This is a genomic window from Vibrio sp. 1CM2L (assembly GCF_023161695.1).
GTDB classification, from domain to species: domain Bacteria; phylum Pseudomonadota; class Gammaproteobacteria; order Enterobacterales; family Vibrionaceae; genus Vibrio; species Vibrio coralliirubri.
This window is the reverse complement of record NZ_JALNTT010000006.1, coordinates 102,240-123,911: the sequence shown is the minus strand read 5'-3', so window position 1 is coordinate 123,911 and position 21,672 is coordinate 102,240. Positions and strand designations below refer to the sequence as shown.

Sequence of the window (21,672 nt, the reverse complement as noted above, 5' to 3'; positions counted from 1 at the left end):
CTTTATTACTAACGGTTGTATTCAACGAAATGGTACTCAGTTTTGACGATGAAAGGTGTTTTTAAGCCAAGCGTTAGCAAGTTGTTTGTCCTCAAGCTCGACAAATCTTAGAAAATCGCTTTCAATTAAAGAAGATACGCAACGGATGAGAAACAGGTTACTTATAGTATCCACAAGTCGAACAATCCATCAATTAAGAAAAGCTAACTGAGTCAACTATGTCGAATCATCAAGATGTGAGAGCCAACTTTCATTGCCATATGGAAAACCCATTGCTTTGGCCGATAATGGAAGTGCTTAAGCAAAAGCCAAGCGGATGGAAAGTACACACATTGGCAGCTCATCTGAACGACCTTGGGTTTGTGCCAGTGTTAGATGCAGTGCCTGAGAAAGAGTTGTTTAAGAAGAACTTCCTTATCATGAATGCGCTTTATCAGCTTCAAGAAACCTTACACCCTGATGGTTGGCTACAAGTCCAAGCGATGGACATCGAATTGATGAATGGTCGTTATCACGGAAGCAGTCACAGCATCGATCATCAAGACCCACTTCGAGAGTACTACATTAATTGGGTGAACTATGAAGCGGACGAAGGCGAAGTCAAAAGGCTGTTGAACGAATTTTGGACTCGGTACAGAAAGTTTGTGGGTGGTGATGAACTCGATATGGATCGAAGTCGAGCATTGAACCTGTTTGAGTTACCTTTAGACGCGACACACCATGAAATTAGAAAACGTTGGCGACAACTGGCATTGAGATGGCATCCAGACAGAGACGAGGGCAACACCGCAAAATTCCAGACGCTCTGTGAAGCATGGCATGTATTAAGAAGCTCATAATCGACAGGCATTTTTAGCGGCCTAGTTGAGTAGAACCCTAAAACAGAAAGCCCCACATTGTGAGTGACACAAGTGGGGCTTTGTCGTCATTACGCTATGTGTTGTAGTGACTTAAGTTATTGGTGCTAAGAGTGATCCTTGTTCTCGCCACTTTTATGTTCAAACGCATAATCGAGTACTTTACGGATATAAGGTGCACCGACTTTTGAACCGCCGTTACCGTGTTCAATAACCACAGTTGCGACATATTCAGGGTGCTCATACGGTGCGAAAGCCGTGTAAAGCGCGTGGTCAAGTAAATGCCTAGCGAGTTTCTTCGAGTTGTAGACCTGATCTTTCGCAAGATCAAACACTTGTGCAGTTCCTGATTTTCCGCCGCTCGTGTATTCCGTTCCCTTAAATGCACGTCTGCCGCTGCCTCGACTGCCGTGGTTTACGAGTCGCATCGCGTTGATTGGCACATCCCAAATTCTATCCGGTACTTCGGTGATTGAAGGCATTGGCTCAGGCTCGACAAGTTGTTGCGTACTGAAATCTTCACCGTGATCTAACGTGGCTCTTAAGATATGAGGTGGCATCACCTTACCATGATTAACCAATACTGATGTTGCTTTAGCAAGTTGCATCGGTGTCGATGTCCAATAACCTTGGCCAATACCAATCGGAACTGTATCACCCTGATACCAAGGGGTGCGATAACGCATCATCTTCCATTCTCGAGTCGGCATGTTGGCGGTACTTTCTTCATAGATATCGATGCCTGTCGGTTCACCAAACCCGAATCGGTTCATCCAACTTGAAATTCGGTCAATACCCAAATCAAAAGCAGTTTGATAGAAGAATGAATCCACTGACTCTTCAATGGCTTGAGTGACATCGACAGGTCCGTGCCCCCAACGTTTCCAGTCTCGCCACGATTTAGAGTTTCGTTTAGAGCCAGGAATTCTCCAAACACCGTGGTCGTTACGAATCGTATCTTCAGAGATGACATGTTCTTGCAGTCCTGCCACAGCCATAAATGGTTTAACGGTTGAAGCAGGAGGATAAACGCCTAGAGTGGTGCGATTTACCAACGGGTGAGCAGGATCATTCAATAAGCGTTGATAGTTCTTACTCGAAATGCCGTCGACAAATAGGTTAGGGTCGTAACTCGGGCTTGATGCCATCGCCAACACGCTGTTGTCTTTCGGATCGAGAATAACCGCGCTTCCAGTTCGGTGATCAAGTTGCTCAAAGACGTATTTTTGCAGCTCTAGGTCAATATTTAACACGATATCTTTGCCAGCTACAGGCGGCACGTACTCAATGGTTCGGACTATTCGCCCACGGCTGTTTACTTCGACTTCTTGATAACCTTTGGTGCCGTGCAAGATATCTTCGTAATAACGTTCAACGCCGAGCTTACCTATGATTGTTGTCGCTTGATAATTCGCTTCTATCCCTTGTTCTTCAAGCTTTCTGAGATCGCTATCATTGATGTGCGCCACGTAACCAAGAACATGGGTAAGTACTTCACCGTTCGGGTAGAAACGCTTTAAGCTGGTATCGATAGATAAGCCGGGGAACTGATACTGATGCACGGAGAACTTAGCAATCTCTTCTTCCGTTAAGTTCTCTAGAATAGTTACAGATTTAAAACGGCGGGTGTTGTGATAGCGTTTTTTGAAACGCGCGATCTGCTCAGCATCACGGGGGACATATTTGTCGAGCTTGGCGAGCATTGCATCGACATCATCGGTTTGCTCTGGAATCATGGTCAGATCAAAGACAAGCTTGTTCTCTGCAAGCAACACGCCGTTACGGTCGTAAATAAGTCCACGAGTAGGGGCGATAGGTAATACTTTGATTCTGTTGCCATCGGCACGAGTTTGATAGCTTTTAAAGTTATCAACTTGAAGTCGGTATAGATTACCGACTAAGACAAGAGTGAACATCAAGATCCCACAAAACGCGACGATTACGCGGTTTTTGAATAGGTTCACTTCGATTTTATGGTCACGCATCTTAACGCGTTTATGATTCATTGAAGCCTCAAGGTTTTGTTACATTTGGTTACACCTGTCGAATCGGGACTTTATCTGAATATCACTAGGGTTTTGTAAAAGCTATGTCATGATTTTTGGGATCGACAGTATTAGATGGCACTAAACAGCGCCTATAGTTTTCTTATTGCACAAGATGATAAGTAATTGATGTAAAGATTGGTTTTATGAATTTCTAAAGTTCAAGAGTTTTGACGACACTAGAGGTTAGGTCAAAAGAGGTTAGATAAATTTACGGCCCTCAGAATGAGAGCCGTAGAAGGTTAATTTGCTTACTTAGTGGCTTAGAAGCTTTTGTAAATTAGAAGATTAAAACTTCAAAAGCCTACAAGCACAATAATTCCGATATTTAACGAAATCAGTTCGAAGGCTTGAACTGAGATTTACGCATACGGTTCAGAGCAGCCATCACATCCAATGTTCTTGGTTTCGCCAAGTCACCGTAGTTAGGCATGTTAGCGTGCCATTCGTTTTCTAAAATAGCGTTGAACTCTTTCGCAGGGTTGTTTGACCAACCTGGAGTTTGTGCGAATTGGAACCAAGCCCAACCGATCGCGTTCACTTCAGACGGTGATTCTAACTGCTCAAGCGCAGAAAGGTCTGCGAATTCCTTACCAAAACGCAGTGACTCTTTACCCTTCGCGTTAACACGGAACTTACCGTCAGTCAGAATGTTCATGAGTGAAGCACGGTTCAATGAACGTGGTACAAACGTTTCTAAAGCAGTTTCACATTCGTTAGTACGCTGGGTAGGGTGCTGAGCAATCACGTCTTTTGCTTTTTCAGTCACATCTACCGCTTGGTAGTCGTGCATTTGAATCACAGTGTTCGCGACATCTAGGTAATCACCAGAACCGCCCATTACAACAATGGTAGAGATGTCCATCTCTTCACGAAGTTGACCAATGCGGTCGACAAGTGGCGTGATTGGCTCATCGCCTTTTGACACCAGCGCTTGCATACGCTCATCACGAATCATGAAGTTAGTCGCTGAAGTATCTTCATCGATAAGTAGAGTTTGAACGCCGGCTTCAATCGATTCTTGTAACCAAGCCGCTTGAGACGTAGAGCCTGACGCATCTTGTGTGCTGAAATCAGACGTGTCTTTCTGCATTGGTAAATGGTTGATGTAGTTTGACAGGTTCAAGCTGTGCACACATCGACCATCTTCAGCACGGATCTTCATCGTATCAATCGCAGTTACAATACCTTCGCGACCGTCACCAGGAATATGGTTGTAGATAGAACGTTCAACGGCGTTCAACAGTGTCGATTTACCATGGAAACCACCACCAACGATCAGCGTAATGCCTTTTGGAATGCCTAAGCCAGTCACGTCACCTTGGTTTGGAGTATTTAAAGTAACACTCAATGATTCTGGAGCCGCGAAAGGTACCGCGTCTTTCATTGGAAGGTCACAGTTACCCGCGATACGAGGTAACACACTGCCGTTTGCAACGAACGCCGCTAAGTTGTTTTCATCCAATTGAGCACGCAGTGCTTCTTGGTCTTCAATCGTTTCACAATGTTTGATCATTGCATCGATGTTTAACTCACGCTCAAGCGTCGCGCGACGAATAAACTTCGGTAAGTAGAAAGTGATGATGTTGTTCGCTTTCTTAGCAAGAATGCTACGACCATCAGCTGGTAAATTAATACGGAAACGAATTTCGATGCCGTGGTCTGTGAATACAACAGCTGTGTTGTCTAATACGGTTTGACCCGTCAGGGCGATAGACACGGTCGACTCTTGTTTCGCGAACTCCGAGAAGCTACGTGCGATAAAGTCACGAGCGGCGACTTGGTATTCGTAAGATTTTTCTTTCAGCCAATCTAACCCGGTCAAAGACCACGCACGCGTTGCACGAAAACGAGAAGCTGACGCGTATGGGTCACCTTGGATGTGGTCGATGTGTAATTCAAAATCAGCAAAGTCGTATTGACCTTTAATTTGTTGATATGCACGGTAGTTTTGTTTTTCGAGCTTTTTAAGCTTTGCAGTCAACTGATCCATAACGAGGAATGCCTATATAAGGGGAAAGATAAAAACAGAAAGGCGGCGATTATAAAAATCACCACCTTTAGAGTAAAGAGAAAGTAGGCCTAAATCCAAAACTAACTGCTCTTTTTCGCTTTAAGCGTAACGAGTTGTCCCCAAATAGTTTTGATTGATTAAGCTGTGTTCGAATTCTTGGCTCGGCATTGGCTTTCCGTAAAGGTAACCTTGGCCCACATCGCAACCTTCATTGATAATAAATTGCTCCTGAACCTCGGACTCTATGCCTTCAATCGTCACTTTTAAGTCGAGCTTTTTGGCTATTTGGACAATAGAACGAACAATTTCCGAGTCTTCGTGTGAGTTGAGCATTTGGTCGATAAAGCTCTTATCAATCTTAATGGTATCGAATGGGAACTTCTTCAGGTAACTGAAAGAGGCGTAGCCCGTACCGAAGTCATCTAGTGACAATGTAACGCCACTATCATGCAGAGATTCCAAGGTATTCTTGGCAACCACTTCGTCGGCAATCAGGCCGCTCTCTGTGACTTCAAGTTCTAAGAAACGAGGCTCTAGATGATAGGTTTCGAGCAGGTGAACCACTTGTTCCGCAAAGTGTACGTTCTTGAGCTGTATCGCAGACACATTGACGGCCATCTTAAAATCGTCGACGTATTCAGACCACTCTTTGGCTTTTTCAATCGCATTGCGTAGAACAAAGCTGCCAACTTCGAAAATCAAACCGTTTTGCTCGGCCATGTGGATCAGGGTTTCGTTAGAGATGTCGCCCAAAACAGGATGTCGCCAACGAAGCAAAGCTTCTGCACCCACCCAACGATGCGTCAACGGACAGACTTTGGGTTGAAAGTAGAGCATAAGGTCATCATTACGAACTGCTTGAAGCAAATAGCCTTCAATCTTATTAATGTGGATTTGCTCTTCGGTATGGGATTGAGAATAGTAAGCGAACTTTTGTCCTGAATCTTTACAGGCTAACATCGCTTCAGAAGATTTCTGAAGAATGCTTTCCGCGTCATCTTCGTCGTTCGTAATTGCAATCCCTATAAAGGCATGTAGATGCACTTTGTCACTTTCGATATCGAATTCTGAATGACCAACTTTAACGAGCGTCTGGCAAAGTTCTTCTAAGCGCTGGTGCAAATCTTTAACGCTAAACGCCAACACGAGATCGACCGAAGTAGGGCGTGCAGTTAATACATCGATATCAGAAATACTGTCGATGCGTTTTCGGTATTCAACAAGCACTTGGTCTAACGCGTTATAGCCGTATCGTGCCTGTATGCGTCTGCCGTTGGTAAAACCAATATGAACGACTGCAAATGAGCTGTCTGTCAGCCTTCTCTGTGACAGTAGCTTGTGGTTTAAGCGAGATTCAAATGCGTTTCGGTTTAAAAAGCCCGTAGCGAGATCGTGATTCTTTTGGAAATTGATCTTTTGCTCTGCTGCTTTTCGCTTATCAATCTCTTGATTTAATGAATAATTAAGACTCGCAAGATCTTTAGTCCGAGTGTAAACACGGTTTTTTAAGTCTCTATTCATTTGAGTGAGCTTAGCATGCTGAAACAGGGTTTTAAGCTGAGATTCTATCGAGGTGCGAAAGCTCTGTAAAAGCTTGATATAGGTAGGGGTGTAGTGGTTTTCTTTCGAGTCTAAAATGCAGATAGTGCCAAATAATTCACCATTCGGCCAAAGCAGCGGAATGCCACAATAAGAGACTAAACCGAGCTTTATGTCTGGGTTATTTTCCCAAGCAGGATCGGCCAGGGCATTAGGCACAACAAGTTGTTGTTGGGACTCCATGACTGTTTCACAATAAAGCCCATTGCCTAAGGTTTCAGAATCGCCTTTGTTGTATGGGTTGTTTTTACTGCGACTAGTAGAGAATACTTCAATGTAGTTGGCGTGAACACGCATGATGAGCGCGGCAGGCACTTGAGTGATTTGAGCTAAAAGGTCAACAATGTTCTGCCAACCGGACTCCATATCGTCTGGAATATCTAAGTCTATCGTTTTTATTTTCTTCATATGACTCCGAGTCAATTATGCTAAATGCATCAACACATCCTGTGTTAATTATGATGAACCAAATAAACTATGAACCTTACGTTTAGTAAGTATAAGAAATGTTGCACGAAAAAACCTCCGCAATTATGCAGAGGTTTTCAAATGTGAATCCGGGTCTCAGTAATGAGATAATTTTCGATTAAGGCTTTAACTTTATAAAATCTTCTGTATTAAGTTTTTGGCTATAATCTACCGATGGTTGAGCAAACCCATTTAATTGAAGAAATTCCTCTTTAAACCCTTGGTAATCCCCTAAGGTTTGGAAGTTATTTTCGTCCATCTGTTCTAGTAGCTCAGTCACGTGTGCTTGGATTTCTGGGTCTAGTTCCCAGTCATCCATACGGATCAATCGCTCGCCATCAAGCGGTACTTTTGATTGACCATAGAGTTTACTGCTAAACAAACGCTGCATTTGTTGGATACAACCTTCGTGGGTCTCTTTCTCTTTCATCACTTTATACAAAGCAAGTAAGTAAGGGCTGAGTCCCGGGATGAAAACGCTCGCTTTAGTGACTAGGGCTTTACAGACGGTCGCGTAAGCGTTGCCATCAAAGTTAGCTAACTCTAGGTTAAGAGCGTGGCTGGTTTGGTGAAGGTCGATCTTAGCGCGTCCCAATGTACCGTCTAAATAAATAGGGTGTGTGACTTCTGGACCCACATAAGAAAACGCGATTGTCTTACAACCCGGAGCAATAGATTCGGCGTTGATGAGCTCATCTATCCATTGTTCCCAATCTTCGCCGCCCATCACTTTGAGTGTGCTTTCGGCTTCTTCTTCCGTCGCAGCATCAAGTGTGTTGGTCACCCAATTGTCGTGTTCCAGAGAAATGGTCGCGCCAGTCACGCTTTCACCAATAGGTTTGATGGCAGAGCGCCAAAACTCATCGGAATCTGGTTTAGGACGAACGCCTGCAGCTAAGCTATAGATAATCAGATCTACTTCACCTTCGAAGTAGGTTTCGATGGCTTCGACAACTTGTGAACGTGTTTCTTGCGAAAATGCGTCGCCAACGATGTTGATAGCAGTGCGTTGCTCTCGTTCGGCTTCTTTTTTGAAGTAGATGTTGTTGTACCAACCAGCACTACCTAGGGATTTTTCGTTTGGACCGCGCTCGAATGAGACGCCGATAGTGTCAGCTTTTGCGCCGCCAAAGGTAAGGGCAATACGAGCGGCAAGGCCAAAGCCTGAGGAAGCGCCGATAATCAGTACTCGTTTAGGGCCATCTTTGATTTGCGGCGCACTCTTAACAAACTTGATTTGTTGCTTTACGGCTTCTTGACAGCCAAGAGGGTGAGCGCTTTTGGCTACCACACCCTTGATAACAGGTTCGATCAGCATAAATAACCTTACAGTTAACGGTGATATGCACTCAGGCTAACGTAAAGCTGTGTAAAATTTATTGAGCTAGACCATTAAAACTTAAAGATACTGATATAATTCTTCGGCGACGAATTCAGCAATCCAAGGTTGAGCTTCTGGTTTTGGATGCAGTCCATCGTTCATCATCCACTCAGGTTTGAGGATGATATGCTCTAGGAAAAACGGCAAAAGTGGCACGTTTTGTTGATCAGCAAGCGCTGCAAAAACGTATTCAAACTGTTGGTTATAACGCTTTCCGTAATTCGGTGGGATTTTAATCTGCATCATTATAGGTTTGGCGCCCGCGGCTTTTATCTGCTCAATGATTTGATCAAGATTCGCAGACATCAGCTTAGGTGGGAACCCACGAAGTCCATCATTCGCACCAAGTTCAATAAGAACGGTGTCTGGAGCATGTTCTTCAAGCAATTGTGGTAAGCGAGCTAAACCATTGCCCGTTGTATCACCAGAAATACTTCCGTTAACCACGGTTACCGTTTTGTCATGCTTTGCTAACGCGTCTGGTAACAAGCTTGGCCAACTCTGTTTGATGTCCATGTTGTAACCAGCACTCAAGCTATCACCAAGGACCAGTAACTTAGAATCTAAGTCGGTATCTTGAGCCAAAGAAGCGGTTGAAAATAAAATAAAGAATAAAAAGGAAATTAGTCGAGTCATGCATACATCCATCATTAAAGCAGAAGCTGTTTCGAAGACAGTGTCTACTAATCAAGAACATTTAACAATCCTAGAGCACGTCGATATCGATATTCGTGAAGGCGAAACTGTCGCAATTGTCGGCACTTCTGGCGCGGGTAAGTCGACCTTAATGACGCTGCTTGCTGGTCTTGATGTACCAACGAAAGGCGAAATCAGTTTATTAGGACAGCCACTTTCACAGCTTGATGATGAGGCAAGGGCTAAGATCCGCAGTGAATCAGTAGGGTTTGTATTTCAAAGCTTCTTATTAATTCCAAGCCTTTCTGCGCTACAAAATGTCACGTTGCCTTGTTTGTTGAAGGGAGAAGACGAAGACATCGAACGCGCGACGGCTCTGCTTGAATCAGTAGGCTTGAAAGACAGGCTTGATCACTTGCCGTCTCAACTATCGGGTGGTGAGCAACAAAGGGTCGCGTTGGCGCGCGCATTTATGATTAAGCCAAAAATCCTTTTTGCCGATGAACCGACAGGTAATCTAGACCAACAAACGGCAGCCAAAATTGTTGAGTTGTTGTTTGAATTGAACTCATCCCACGGCACAACGTTAGTGTTGGTAACACACGATCCTAAGCTTGCACAACGCTGCCAAAGAACACTTAAGATGCATGTCGGTCAGATAGAGGAAGTCTAAATTGAATTCATCAAACGGACTGAATAAACGCCTGTTTTCATGGAGTATCGAAGAGATTCGACACGGCCAATTGTGGCCAGTTTCAATCGCTTTAACGCTTATTATTGCTTGTGTATTTGCATTGTCGGCGTTGGCCGAACGTATGGAGCAGGTAATTGTTAAGCAGGGCAAAGATGCGCTTACTGCCGATAGCGTGTTTATCTCAGCAAACCCAGTTCCACAATCTTTGTTAGACCTCACTCAAGTTGAACAGTTAGAAAGCTCTCAGTTGACTCGTTTTTCAACCATGGCATTCAGTGATAACTCAATGCAGTTAGTGACGGTGAAAGCAGTTGAAAGTAATTACCCATTACGCGGTGAAATGATCTTAGAGGGCGCTGATAAAGCATCAAGTAACCATGTTGAGCCGGGTGAACTTTGGCTAGACGAGCGTATATTTGCACAGTTAGAGGTTGAAGTTGGTGACATTGTCACTATTGGCGATGCCGATTTAGCGATAACGGGACGAATCACTCAAGAACCAGGCTTAAGCTTTAACCCGTTCCAACAGATGCCAGCCGTTCTGATTCATACAAGTGATATCGATGCCACGGGAGCGATTCAACCGGGCAGTCGTGTTAGTTTTAGGCTGTTTCTCAACGGTGATGATACAAAACTGCAAGCCGCGCAAGACAGCGTAGAATTAACACCAAGTGATCGCTGGCGTACTCAAGATTCTGCGAGTCGCACTAATGATATGTTCGAAAGCACGACTCAATATCTTTCGTTAACCGTTGCTATTGTTGTGATAATGGCTGCGACCACTTTGGTACTCACTTGCCAACATTATGTTGCGAGTCGCCGTAAAACCATCGCGATGCTTAAGAGTTTGGGTGCAAGCAAGCAGTGGATCGTTAAATGGTTGTCTGTACAGGTATCTCTGTTAGTGGCTATCGGTGCAGTACTGGGAATTACTATCGGTATCGGCTTAGAGTTTTTGCTTCGTATACCTCTGGGCGACTTATTACCAACGCCACTTCCTAGCTATGGTATTGAACCTGCAATCTTGGCGATTTTATCAAGCATCTTAATTGGTGTCCCTGCTCTCGGTATCCCGTTAATTGGCTTGGTCAACACCTCGGCAATTAGCGTTATCCAATCAAGTCACCAGTCCAATGAAAGCTACAAGAAATATTTGTTGTTACTGGTACCGATTATTCCAATGATGCTGATGTATGGCGACAATCTATTGGTATGGATAGTTCTAGCGGGTATCGCTTGCTTGTTCTTAGTGCTTGCGGTCGTTAGTACGCTTGTTCTGCGTTTAGTTGGTAAGTTGCCGACATCGACTTCTATGCGTTTAGCATTGAGCCGAATTAATCGCACACCTTTAGCAACTGGGATTCAATTTGGCTCTTTAGCGCTTTCACTGATGTTGCTATCTATCATCTGGTTAGTAAGAAGTGATTTACTGTCAGATTGGCAGCAAACCTTACCAGAGAACGCACCAAATGCGTTTGCACTTAACATTGCAAGCTATGAAAAAGACAGCTACCTCGAGACAATTGATGCAAACGAAGTAGAGCGTACTCAAGCATTTCCAATTATCCGAGGACGATTGACGACAATAAACGGTGTTGAAGCGTCGGAATACAGCGATACCTCAGGCGAAACAGACGCACTAAGTCGAGAGATCAACTTCACTTGGGGAGATAGCTTACCCGAGTACAATGAAGTGTTAGAAGGCAGCTGGACACAAGAGCAGGGCGTATCTGTGGAATCGGATGTCGCGGAGCAACTGGATCTAAAGATAGGCGATGAGCTTTCATTCACAATCAACAGCCAGAATGTCTCGGCTAAGGTGAATAGCATCCGCAAAGTAGAGTGGCGTGAAATGAAGCCGAACTTCTACTTCATTTTTACTCCAGATGTCTTGAGTTCAATCCCTTCTACTTGGCTAGTGAGCTTCAGATTAGAAGAACAACATAATCAGATGCTCAACGAGCTATCTCGAAATCACCCAACCGTGAGTTTGATGGATATTCGTAAGATGGGTAGCAAGATCCAAGAGCTGCTCAAACAGATTGTTTGGTCGATAACGGTACTTGCGGCGTTAGGTGTGGTGGCGGGGCTGTTGCTTATCTTCACTCTATTGCGATTGAGCTTATCTCAAAGACAACAAGAGATACGCTTGTATCGAACATTAGGCGCGAGTAGGAAGCGAATTCTCAATACTATTTGGTGTGAGTACGGGTTAATGGCGTTAGTCGCAGGCTCAATTGCAGCGCTCGGTTCTGAGCTGAGCGTGGCAGGCGTTATGAACTTTGGCTTCGAGTTACAACCTTCACTTCACCCGATGCTGTGGATAGCGCTACCCGTGCTAACGTTCATCACATTGGCCGCGGTAGTGAATAGCTTAATTAAGCGTTTGTTGGCACCAGTAAACAAGGATTTTGGCTAGTCGCTAGCGAGATCTAGCCAAGCGCTTAAAACGGTCTAAAAGTGAGATTATTTATACTTAGTCATGCACTATTTATAATACGTCGCTTTAGACCGTTTTTTATTTGACCAACCGGTAGCATAAGTAAAAAATATCGCACCTTATATTCCACTCTTTTTAGCATTTTTTAAAACTAATTGCCCAATAATGCCGATTTAATGAACAGCGGTTAGTCCCTGTAAACAAAGGGTTTGCGCAACTTAGCAAGAACGTTATCAACAGTTATCCACAAAAACGGTGGATAACTTTAGGGATAAGTTAACCGCTATGTTTTAAGAGTACTGAGGCAGCCTTTATGTGGCGTCACTTAGGACAAATTTGACTGTTAGAATAACCTTTCAAACTCTATCTGGAGTTATTGAGTCAAGAGGTTATTTATATTTTTTACATAGATATTAAATCCCGCCTATCTAAGACCTTGATAAAAATGTGTTTTAATTCATCGCAGAACAAAAGTAGAATAGCGGCAGTTAATCTTATTCTACAGAACACGATGAACCACAACAAAACGGATACAAATCAACCTTCTATTGCCATTGTTGGTGGTGGTATTGCCGGAACAACGAGCGCGATTCACTTTAGTGAGTTGGGTTTTAAGGTCACTATCTTAGAAAAAGGGCCGAGTTTGGTTAATGGTCCACCAATTTGCCACCTTCACGCTGGCGGCAATTTGTATCGAGATATTTCTGTAGAGCAGTGTCTTCAATTGCTCACACAGTCAATTGATACCGTCCGCTTATTCCCTCATACGATCAATATTCGTCCGACAATCATCGCCGTTCCGCACAGTGATGGTGGAGAGCCATTAGATCTTCTTCCTCGTCTCAAGATAATCAAAAGCGCTTATGCCGATCTTGTTAAACAAGATAAAAGCAACCAAGTGCTTGGTGATCCGGAAGAGTATTATAAGCTGTACAGCAAACAAGATTTATTAGCACTTTCTGCGAAAACACAGCCTCTGAAACCAATATCGCTTGATGATTGGTGCATTCCTTTCGCCAAACATACGGATTTAGAGACTCTTAAGTATCCTGTTGCGATGGTCCAAGAGTATGGCTGGAGCGTATTCCGACTTTCTGCGACCGCTCAACTCTCTTTGGGGCAACAAGCTAACTCTACTGTGTTAACCAACAGCCGATTACAATCTGTTGAGTCGACAGGACAAGGTTGGTCTTTGACTTATACAGATGCCGAAAACCAAAGTTGCCAACTAACGACCGATTACTTGATCAATGCGAGTGGGTTTGAAACGGGTATCGTGGACGACTTTGTTGGCTCTAAGCAGCAAAGACTTGTTGAATTTAAAGCTGCATACGTTACAGAGTGGCCATATTCGCAAGAATGTAAGGAAGAGTGGCCAGAGGTTATCTTTCATGGCCCGAGAGGCACACCGCAAGGCATGGCGCAATTAACGCCATATGCTGATGGTGTGTTCCAACTTCACGGCATGACAGAAGGGATTACTCTATTCGAGGGTGGGCTCGTTTCATCATCAACAGATTCATCACAACCACAGTTGCCTTCGAAGCTTCTTAAGAAAATCGTATCGGGTTGGAGTGAAGAGCAGCTTGAATTAAGAACTCGCGCTGCCATAACGCATATGTCTCAGTTTATCCCAAGTTTCAGCTCTGCATTGGTCGGTGGTAAACCTTTGTTTGGTGCACAACAGATTCCGGGAACTGATCCTAGCTTAAGAGCTTCAGACGTTTCATTCTGCGGTGAACGCTATGCTCGACTTGAAGTAGTAAAAGCTTCTTCAACATTAGAAGCGGCACAAAAGGTTGCTGAGCAATGGTTTGATGTATCAGAGGCGGCATCTATTGAAGATACGCACTCAGTGACAATGTCACTTAATCTAAATGATATTGAAAACAGAGCGATAGATTTGACGCAAGAACGTGGATACCCAGAAGCGCTTGCAAAGGTGTCAGGTCAAGATCACGCTTAATAGCCAATCATCATCGACTGCGCTTAACTTCTTCAATTCGGCTTACTGTAATAGGTAAGCCGAATCTTCATTCAAACGCCAACTTAGATACCGAGACTCATCCAAACGACATCTTCCTAGCTAATTATTCCTAGTTGACTATTCTTAGTTACATAGCAATTAGCACATAACACATCGCAAAAACTAATAGCCGAAAAACTGAGCCCATTGGCACCAAACATCTTGTAAGCCTAAGCGATCACCCTTGCTGAACGATATCGCATGCCCTGGTTTTGCTTGTGCCAAGCGTGGTAAATCGATTCTTGCGACACATCCAATCTTCGGATAACCACCTATGGTCTGTCTATCATTAAGCAGCACGATAGGTTGTCCGTCTTGTGGAATTTGAATCGCACCTAGGGCAATGCCTTCTGACAACAGCGAAATGTCAGGCGAGTCGACGGGTTCGCCACTGAGTCGATAACCCATGCGATTAGAGTTTTGGTCAACGTGATACTGCGCGTTATACAAAATCTCCCTTGCTGACTCGGAGAATAGCTCGCTTTGATAGCCTTCAATCACTCGTAGGTTCACGGGTAGATTGTAATCAGGCGTGTATCGGAAGGTAACACTCAACGCTTTAAACGGGCGCGAGAGTTGATGTTGGGTAAAAGCTATTTGTTGTCCTTGTTGGCATGGATCTCCATCTTGCGTTAATCCTCCAATCTTTTCACGAGTGACTGTAGAGCAGCTATCAAGAGTTGATGGAACATCGAAACCACCCTTAACCGCTAAATACGCCCTTAGACCATTTTTAGGCAAACCAAATGAGAGAACTTGGCCCTTAAAAGCTTGAAAAGTGCGCCAGTTAGCTTGTGGTTTACCATCGAGTTTCGCTTGTAAATCACCTCCGCATAGTGCCATCTCACAATCAAAATCGATTCGTAACGCGCATTGCCCAAGCGTAATTTCCAACGCCGGTTGGTTTACTGGGTTGCCCAATAGATGATTGGCCCAGCTATAAGAGTAATCATCAACCGGTCCACCTTGCGTTAATCCAAGATGAGCAACACCAAATCGCCCGAAGTCTTGAATCAAACTCAACGGACCGGGCTTAATCACCGTCAGTGTTGGTTTAGCTTTTGTCTTAGCCATTTACGATGCCTCCACCCAACTCTACAAACTCTTGTTTTGAAATCGCGATGAAACGGACTGTGTCACCAACATTAAGCAGAGACAGCGGTCTTTGCGTGATATCGGCGTTCTTCAATTGGCTATGATCGAACAACGGAAGCGGGCAATTGCCAATAATATTCCAGCCGCCCGGTGAATCCGAAGGGTACACCGCTGTTTTCGTATCCGCGATGGCGATGCTGCCTTTGGGCACATTTAAGCGGGGTGTGGAGTGGCGGGGCAAGGCAAGCTCATTAACCACATCCGACATAAACGCAAAGCCAGGCGTAAACCCAATCGCACTGACGCTGTATGTCTGTGAGGTGTGATATTGAATAATATCGTCCAGAGTCACGCCTTTGTCTTGGTATCGGTCTAAATCGAGCGCCGTTTCTGGTGAGTAATAGGCAGGAAGCTCAATCGTATTACGAGTTTTAGTAACACTAGAAAAGGACGACAGAGCATGACTCAACAAATTATTGAGCTGTTCAATGAGCTGCTGTTCTGATATTCGGTAAGGTAGGTAATCAACCAATATTGTGTGGTAAGCCGGTGTCACATTCATCAACACCGATGTTAAATTTTGGCGAATGGCATCGGAAAAGTGAGCCATGTACTGCGCATATTCGGCGCTAGATTGATTATTTGAAGGCGATAGCGTCAAGGTCACCAAAACGCTGCATTCCGCGACTGGCGCTATTTTAAATTCAATCTTATTCGTCGTCATTTCGTTTCCATACGTTTGTTTGCCTTTGATTTACTTACGGCCTTTTATTTGCGTATTTGGCGTTTTTAACATCCGTGTCTAAACCAATACAAAGCGATTAGATCTTACGAGCGAATGATTAGGTACTCGATTGGGCGAGCGTTCAGACCATGCGTCATACCAATCACACGCTTCATATTAATTAAAAGCGTTGAGGTCTTGTCTGATTTTTCTAATTAATGCGATGGATTGAGGGTTATCACCATGAACGCAGATGGTATCGGCTTCAATAGGCAGTCTTTCGCCCTCTAAAGTCGTAACCGAGCCATAGTTAATGATTTGCATGACTTGGTTATAGATATCGTCTTGATTGACGTAAACCGAGCCTTTTTGAGTACGTGGCGCTAATTGTCCGTTATTTAAATAAGCACGGTCGGCAAACGCTTCAAACAAGAGAGGCAAGTCATGATCGTCAGCAATATCCAAATACTGTTGATTGTCTGATGAAGAGAGAATCATCAACGGGATGTTAAATTCAGCGACGGCTTGGGCTACCGCATTAAACACATCGATGTTTGCCATCATATCGTTGTAAAGGGCGCCATGAGGTTTCACATAGCCAACAGAGGAGTGGTGATAGCGGCAAAGGGCTTGTAATGCACCGACTTGATAGCACACCAGTTCACTGATCTCGTCCATGGTGTGTGGAATAGACCGACGACCAAAACCAACGAGATCTTGATAACCGGGATGAGCACCAATTTGGGTGTGATAGTGCTGCGCCAGTTTTATCGTCTTGGACATAACGTGCGGATCAGACGCGTGGAAGCCACAAGCGATGTTTGCCATATCGACCCATTCCATGACCGACTCGTCATCGCCCATCTTCCAATTGCCGAAACTTTCTCCCATGTCGCAATTAAGCAAAATCTTCGTTGTCACGTGGTGCTAATCCTTTACGTTGAGGTAAGTAATGACGGTCTTATAAATACCATAAATAAACAGTGACCTAACTCAAACTTTCGACACCGTAGATTTACCAGTATGGCATTTCATATATAGTTGAACTAATGATTAAAGGATTAATATCTATCTGTATATTAGGTGAGCACATGATATCCCGCCAGGTTTGCTTAGGACTAGCATTAACGACACCTGTTTTTGTCTCTGCTCAAGAAAACTCTCTAGACCAGCTCATGTCGATGAGCCTTGAAGAGTTGTCTATGTTAGATGTCGAAATGGAAACGGCTTCGAAAGTAACACAAAAACTCACTGATATTCCTTCGTCGGTGTACGTGCTTTCTAATGAGCGAATTCAGCGCAGTGGGGCGAAAACCATTGCTGAAGTGCTAACGCTTGTACCCGGACTCAAAGTCACCAAATTCAATGAAACCTCATGGTTTGTTTCGACACGCGGCTTTCATGATGGGCTGTATAACAAGATGCTCGTGATGATGGATGGACGAAGCTTGTTTAGCCCAGTCTATGGCGGTACGTATTGGAGCGACGTTGATTATGTACTTGCCGACATCGAACGTATCGAAGTACTAAAAGGCCCCGGTGGAACAATTTGGGGAGGCAACGCGGTTAATGGTGCGGTGAATATCATTACTAAGTCTGCCAATGATACTCAAGGGACGTATCTCTCTGGTGTCGCCTCTAATACTGATAATTACGAGTTTAGTGTTCGTCAGGGTTTAAGCCTGAATGACGATGTGAATGCGCGTGCATTCTATAAGTACCGAGAAGAACCAACATATCGCACAAACGAATCTGAAAAATGGAAAGCGCAAACGGCAGGGATGGTATTTCAGCCAAGCAATGCAGAAGAAAATTGGTCATTACGTATTGGTGGTGAGAAGAGCTTTTATGAGTCGGAGTTGTATACGTTCCAATATGATAACTCAGGATCGTTTGTCGGATCACAAGCCAACGATTTCGATAACAAGAGTCAATCTGTTTACGTCCAATTCAACGACTCTCGCCATTTTGATGAAAGTTCGACACTCTCATATTCGTTATGGGGTGAATATAATGAGGATAACGCGCCAGATGCTCCGGGAAGCTATTCGACCCTCGATTTTGACTCTACTTATATCAACCAACTATCGGCAAACCATCAGCTAACACTCGGTGGTGGCTTGCGATATATGTATTTTGATTTCTCCTCAAGCCAAGTTTCGGACGTGGATTGGTACAACCCTGATTACTACGGTAGAGCCTACAACATCCAATCTGCCAACGATTATATTGCGAATGCTTTTATACAGTCTCAAATTCAAATGACGGAAGCGCTGTCTATTACTCTTGGTGCCAAGGTTGAACACTTTACACAGAATGAATCAACTGAGCTTTCACCTCAATTGCGTGGTTTATATAAGTTAACTCAACGTCATTCCATATGGGCGGGGCTTAGCCGTGCGGTTGTTGCACCATCTTATATGGATTCCAATTCCACCTATTATTTCAATAGTTACAATGCTGACTCAAACAACAGCTACCTAGATGTATATAAATCAAGCTCGAGTCTTAAAACAGAGAGCGTCGTAACGGCGGAAATGGGTTATCGCTACTCAAACAATTCAAATTTCGAACTCGATGCAACGATCTACCTGAGTGAACATGACAACCTTCACTTTCACAGCTATGACCCGAATGATATCCCTGCAAATCATGTCTATGTCGGGGCGTTATCTGATGATTATAAAGCAAAAACTTATGGCTTAGAGTTAGGCGCGAGTTACCAACTCACCGCAGATCTAGCCAGTTACCTGAGTTACGCCTATACGACGTTAGAAGGTGAGAATAAAGGTAATGAAACTAAATCTAGCCCTCAAACGAGTGTTTATTACGATATTGATAATGAACATTTAGCCACGGCACAGTTGATGTGGAATATCACCGAAAGTTGGCAATTCGATGTGATAGGCCAGTACATTAATGTGAATTACCCAGACTATTGGGTAGCAGGTGATGGCACTCAATATAAATGGCAGTCTTACCCACATGAAATAACCTTTGATGCGCGCCTCGCATGGAAAAAATCGTCCGCAGCACCTTTAATTGAAATGGTTGTTGAAAACATAGGTAAGAGTGACGGCTATCAAGCTGAATTCACATCTCAGAAAAGCGTCAATCAAGAGTCGGTGTATGTGAGGATCTCTCATGAATTCTAAATGGCTTAAGCTCGGCTTCTCTAAACTAGCCTTATCGGCTTTAACGATGCTTATTGTGCCGTTGAACACCTCAGCGGCTAGCTTCAAACCTTATGAAGTGAAAGCGGTGTACCTTTTTAGAATTGCGAATTTTATACGTTGGAATGATGAAAGCTCGATGAACGCTGTGAACTTTTGTGTGATTGGCGATGAAAAGGTAAGCCAAGTGCTGACGTCAATTACAGAGGGAAAATCTATTCGTTCACTCGATATCCAAGTTCAACAGTCGATTACTTCTAAGTGCGATATTACGTATTTGTCTGGTCGTGAAAATGACCAATTCCGCAGTCAAGAGCACTCGTCACACACTGTGACAATAAGTGATATCCCTAACTTTACGGACCTAGGTGGGGTCATTGAACTCACGCATATCGATAATAAGCTCAAACCTAAGATCAATCTAGAGAACGCAAGGCGCGGTGACTACGTCATTGGCTCAAACCTGTTACGAATCGCTATAGTGGAGGGCCAATAATGTTGTCTTTCATTAATAACATATCGATTAAAAACAAGCTGATATTACCCATTATCATCTTCATCGCAGTCACTTTTGTCACGATTCAATCGGTAAATTACACTGTCACTTTTGAAAGAGAAAAAGAGAGTCTTATCCAGCGTGTTAAAGTGCTAGCACAAGGTGTTGCTTATAACCTACAAGCAGCGATTCTATTTGAAGACAAGTCATCGGCTCAGGAAATCTTGTCTGCTTTTGTCGCAGATAAAGATATTGTTAGAGTGAAGCTCTATGACATCAATGAACAGCTTTTTGCCAGCTATCAGGTCAGCAACACTCTGGTTCCAAGGCCAAACGCAGAAGAATTAGACGATATCGCCGATCATCAATTTTCTATTTCTGAGCATTTCATCTTCTTACTCGTTCCTGTGACGCTGGATGACGCTGTTATCGCGAACTTGAGAGTGACAATATCAAAAGAGACGTTTAATTCGATCTTAACGAATATTTTCAAGGTTGCAGCCGTCTATCTTCTGTTTCTGGTGATCTTAGGCGGCGTGCTGGTCAAATTGGTTCAACGCTTGATTATCGAGCCGATGTTTGACCTCAATGACGCGATGCAAGCCTTTATTGAACGCCGATCAGAACAGCCAAAATTAGTCGTAACCAACCGCGATGAGATTGGGGAGCTGGTTCGAGCTTTTAATACCATGCTTGAAAGGCTTCAACATCGGGACAACCAAATCAATTTTACACTGGACAAACTCCAAGAAGAGAAATCGTTTGCGAATGAGGTCATTGAAACCGTTCAGCACTCATTGTTGGTTGTAGATGAAAAAGGGGTCATCGTTCATGCAAATGCAGCCACTCGCGATATTTTTAAGTGCTCGGAAGCCTTTCTTGAGAACTTGTTGATCCAAGAGTTGATCGCGACCAAGCAAACTGGTTACTTACAAGATGTTATTGATGCCAATATTGAACTTAATGACGAATTACTGGAAACCACCGATCTCTTTCAATCAAAACGCTGGCTTCGTGTGAGCAGTCGTTCTTTGACAAAAGATGGTCGTATTCTTTATGCAATCCAAGATGTCACCGACATAGAAATGGCCATGAGTCGCCAGCGTATTGCTGCGGGTGTTTTCGAAAACAGTAAAGACGGTTTGATCGTGCTCAACTCGGCCAATGTGATAACCATGGTTAACCCGGCGATCACACAACTTCTCGGTTATCACTCTGATCTGCTGGTGGGCAAAACACCCTTTGAAGTATTTTCGTGGCAGCAATTTTCATCATTGATGCCGACAATTCGCAGTTCGTTAGACAACTATGGTCAATGGCAAGGCGAAGTGTGGGAGAAAAGCGCGTCCGGCACGTTAGTTCCAATGTTTGTCAAAGTGAATCGAATTGCCTCAGACAACGAGAAAGACGAGTTTGATATGGTATTAACGCTGTCTGATTTATCCAACGTTAAAGAGATGGAAAGACTCGAACACTTGGCTCATCACGATGCATTAACCGGGTTAGCGAATAGAGCGCAACTGTATAAGGTTATGGATGATGTTGTCACGTCGAGCCACTATTCAAATCAGCATTTCGCGGTTATCTACTTGGATTTGGATGGTTTCAAAGAAGTGAATGACAGCTATGGACACGATGCAGGTGACGAAATCCTTAAAGAAGTATCAAACCGATTGTTATCTCAGGTAAGAGCGGGGGATTTGGTTGCACGTTTGTCGGGTGATGAATTTGTTCTTATTATTAAACAGACAAACAAGGTCTTGTTAGCTAAGTTAGCCGAGCGATTGTTGGATCTGATCGGGCAAGAAGTGAACTATAAACAGCGTTCACTTCATGTGGGAGCGAGCTTAGGTATCCATTTAGTTGATGGCTCAGAGCGTGATATTGACGTGATTCTAAAAGTTGCTGATGAGGCGATGTACCAAGCTAAACGCAAAGGAAAAGGCCAGTTTGTGTTCGCTCGTGAGGGTAAATAGGTTCCGGTGTTTGTGAGCTCACCCTAACTTGTTGTATCATAAGTGATA

Annotated in this window: 15 protein-coding genes; 7 read left to right on the top strand and 8 right to left on the bottom strand. The window is 43.9% G+C overall.

Annotated elements, in window-relative coordinates:
• Nucleotides 1–218: 218 nt before the first annotated feature.
• Nucleotides 219–839 carry a DNA-J related domain-containing protein gene (locus tag MSG34_RS18770; protein ID WP_048612688.1) on the top strand — a complete coding sequence of 207 codons (621 nt, stop codon included), beginning with the start codon at nucleotides 219–221 and terminating at the stop codon, nucleotides 837–839.
• A 125-nt stretch (nucleotides 840–964) separates the two neighbouring features.
• Here MSG34_RS18770 and mrdA read toward each other — a convergent pair whose 3' ends face one another.
• The 5 genes from mrdA to MSG34_RS18745 all read right to left on the bottom strand — a co-directional run bounded on the left by mrdA (nucleotide 965) and on the right by MSG34_RS18745 (nucleotide 9,000).
• On the bottom strand, nucleotides 965–2,863 hold the full coding sequence (gene mrdA, locus MSG34_RS18765; protein ID WP_248339001.1) for a penicillin-binding protein 2: 1,899 nt from the start codon (nucleotides 2,861–2,863) through the stop codon (nucleotides 965–967).
• Nucleotides 2,864–3,239: 376 nt separating this feature from the next.
• A complete protein-coding gene (locus tag MSG34_RS18760) occupies nucleotides 3,240–4,895 on the bottom strand; it encodes an ABC-ATPase domain-containing protein (RefSeq protein WP_017060076.1) in 1,656 nt (551 codons plus the stop codon).
• Between the two features lie 120 nt (nucleotides 4,896–5,015).
• Nucleotides 5,016–6,923 carry a GGDEF and EAL domain-containing protein gene (locus MSG34_RS18755; protein ID WP_248338999.1) on the bottom strand — a complete coding sequence of 636 codons (1,908 nt, stop codon included), beginning with the start codon at nucleotides 6,921–6,923 and terminating at the stop codon, nucleotides 5,016–5,018.
• 178 nt (nucleotides 6,924–7,101) lie between these two features.
• Nucleotides 7,102–8,301: an enoyl-ACP reductase FabV gene (fabV, locus tag MSG34_RS18750; protein ID WP_048608338.1), complete on the bottom strand. Its 1,200-nt coding sequence runs from the start codon at nucleotides 8,299–8,301 to the stop codon at nucleotides 7,102–7,104.
• Nucleotides 8,302–8,382: 81 nt separating this feature from the next.
• Nucleotides 8,383–9,000 (bottom strand): arylesterase, encoded by a 618-nt coding sequence (locus MSG34_RS18745; protein ID WP_048608336.1) that lies wholly within the window; start codon nucleotides 8,998–9,000, stop codon nucleotides 8,383–8,385.
• On the opposite strand from MSG34_RS18745, the gene MSG34_RS18740 reads away from it, so the two are divergent.
• The 3 genes from MSG34_RS18740 (at nucleotide 8,999) to MSG34_RS18730 (ending at nucleotide 14,100) form a co-directional block, all read left to right on the top strand.
• On the top strand, nucleotides 8,999–9,673 hold the full coding sequence (locus MSG34_RS18740) for an ABC transporter ATP-binding protein (RefSeq protein ID WP_004730959.1): 675 nt from the start codon (nucleotides 8,999–9,001) through the stop codon (nucleotides 9,671–9,673). The two genes, MSG34_RS18745 and MSG34_RS18740, sit on opposite strands and share 2 nt — an antisense overlap.
• 1 nt (nucleotide 9,674) lies before the next feature.
• A complete protein-coding gene (locus tag MSG34_RS18735; RefSeq protein ID WP_248338997.1) occupies nucleotides 9,675–12,113 on the top strand; it encodes an ABC transporter permease in 2,439 nt (812 codons plus the stop codon).
• A 532-nt stretch (nucleotides 12,114–12,645) separates the two neighbouring features.
• Entirely contained in the window at nucleotides 12,646–14,100 is a 1,455-nt protein-coding gene (locus MSG34_RS18730) for an NAD(P)-binding protein (protein WP_248338995.1), read from the top strand.
• Between the two features lie 183 nt (nucleotides 14,101–14,283).
• Here MSG34_RS18730 and MSG34_RS18725 read toward each other — a convergent pair whose 3' ends face one another.
• From MSG34_RS18725 to MSG34_RS18715, 3 genes are all read right to left on the bottom strand, one after another.
• Nucleotides 14,284–15,234 carry a biotin-dependent carboxyltransferase family protein gene (locus MSG34_RS18725; protein ID WP_248338993.1) on the bottom strand — a complete coding sequence of 317 codons (951 nt, stop codon included), beginning with the start codon at nucleotides 15,232–15,234 and terminating at the stop codon, nucleotides 14,284–14,286.
• Nucleotides 15,227–15,979, bottom strand: coding sequence for an allophanate hydrolase subunit 1 (locus tag MSG34_RS18720; RefSeq protein ID WP_248338991.1), 753 nt, complete (start codon nucleotides 15,977–15,979; stop codon nucleotides 15,227–15,229). The genes MSG34_RS18725 and MSG34_RS18720 overlap by 8 nt, the downstream gene beginning before the upstream one ends.
• Nucleotides 15,980–16,156: 177 nt before the next feature.
• On the bottom strand, nucleotides 16,157–16,900 hold the full coding sequence (locus MSG34_RS18715; RefSeq protein WP_052879576.1) for a 5-oxoprolinase subunit PxpA: 744 nt from the start codon (nucleotides 16,898–16,900) through the stop codon (nucleotides 16,157–16,159).
• A gap of 170 nt (nucleotides 16,901–17,070) precedes the next feature.
• On the opposite strand from MSG34_RS18715, the gene MSG34_RS18710 reads away from it, so the two are divergent.
• Genes MSG34_RS18710 through MSG34_RS18700 form a run of 3 tightly spaced genes read left to right on the top strand, consistent with a single transcriptional unit; the run spans nucleotide 17,071 to nucleotide 21,624 of the window.
• A complete protein-coding gene (locus MSG34_RS18710; RefSeq protein ID WP_248338989.1) occupies nucleotides 17,071–19,134 on the top strand; it encodes a TonB-dependent receptor in 2,064 nt (687 codons plus the stop codon).
• Entirely contained in the window at nucleotides 19,124–19,648 is a 525-nt protein-coding gene (locus MSG34_RS18705) for a YfiR family protein (protein ID WP_248338987.1), read from the top strand. Before MSG34_RS18710 ends, MSG34_RS18705 begins: the two co-directional genes overlap by 11 nt.
• The gene (locus MSG34_RS18700; RefSeq protein WP_248338984.1) at nucleotides 19,648–21,624 is read left to right on the top strand and encodes a diguanylate cyclase; all 1,977 of its coding nucleotides are present in this window, start codon (nucleotides 19,648–19,650) and stop codon (nucleotides 21,622–21,624) included. Before MSG34_RS18705 ends, MSG34_RS18700 begins: the two co-directional genes overlap by 1 nt.
• The last annotated feature ends 48 nt before the right edge of the window (nucleotides 21,625–21,672 follow it).

What these genes read in the sequence shown, in the direction of transcription:
- MSG34_RS18705 (WP_248338987.1), top strand. Translation starts at nt 19,124, where the DNA reads ATGAATTCTAAATGGCTTAAGCTCGGCTTCTCTAAACTAGCCTTATCG.
- MSG34_RS18770 (WP_048612688.1), top strand. Translation starts at nt 219, where the DNA reads ATGTCGAATCATCAAGATGTGAGAGCCAACTTTCATTGCCATATGGAA.
- MSG34_RS18740 (WP_004730959.1), top strand. Translation starts at nt 8,999, where the DNA reads ATGCATACATCCATCATTAAAGCAGAAGCTGTTTCGAAGACAGTGTCT.
- MSG34_RS18710 (WP_248338989.1), top strand. Translation starts at nt 17,071, where the DNA reads ATGATATCCCGCCAGGTTTGCTTAGGACTAGCATTAACGACACCTGTT.
- MSG34_RS18760 (WP_017060076.1), bottom strand. Translation starts at nt 4,895, where the DNA reads ATGGATCAGTTGACTGCAAAGCTTAAAAAGCTCGAAAAACAAAACTAC.
- MSG34_RS18730 (WP_248338995.1), top strand. Translation starts at nt 12,646, where the DNA reads ATGAACCACAACAAAACGGATACAAATCAACCTTCTATTGCCATTGTT.
- MSG34_RS18720 (WP_248338991.1), bottom strand. Translation starts at nt 15,979, where the DNA reads ATGACGACGAATAAGATTGAATTTAAAATAGCGCCAGTCGCGGAATGC.
- mrdA (WP_248339001.1), bottom strand. Translation starts at nt 2,863, where the DNA reads ATGAATCATAAACGCGTTAAGATGCGTGACCATAAAATCGAAGTGAAC.
- MSG34_RS18700 (WP_248338984.1), top strand. Translation starts at nt 19,648, where the DNA reads ATGTTGTCTTTCATTAATAACATATCGATTAAAAACAAGCTGATATTA.
- MSG34_RS18725 (WP_248338993.1), bottom strand. Translation starts at nt 15,234, where the DNA reads ATGGCTAAGACAAAAGCTAAACCAACACTGACGGTGATTAAGCCCGGT.
- MSG34_RS18755 (WP_248338999.1), bottom strand. Translation starts at nt 6,923, where the DNA reads ATGAAGAAAATAAAAACGATAGACTTAGATATTCCAGACGATATGGAG.
- fabV (WP_048608338.1), bottom strand. Translation starts at nt 8,301, where the DNA reads ATGCTGATCGAACCTGTTATCAAGGGTGTGGTAGCCAAAAGCGCTCAC.
- MSG34_RS18745 (WP_048608336.1), bottom strand. Translation starts at nt 9,000, where the DNA reads ATGACTCGACTAATTTCCTTTTTATTCTTTATTTTATTTTCAACCGCT.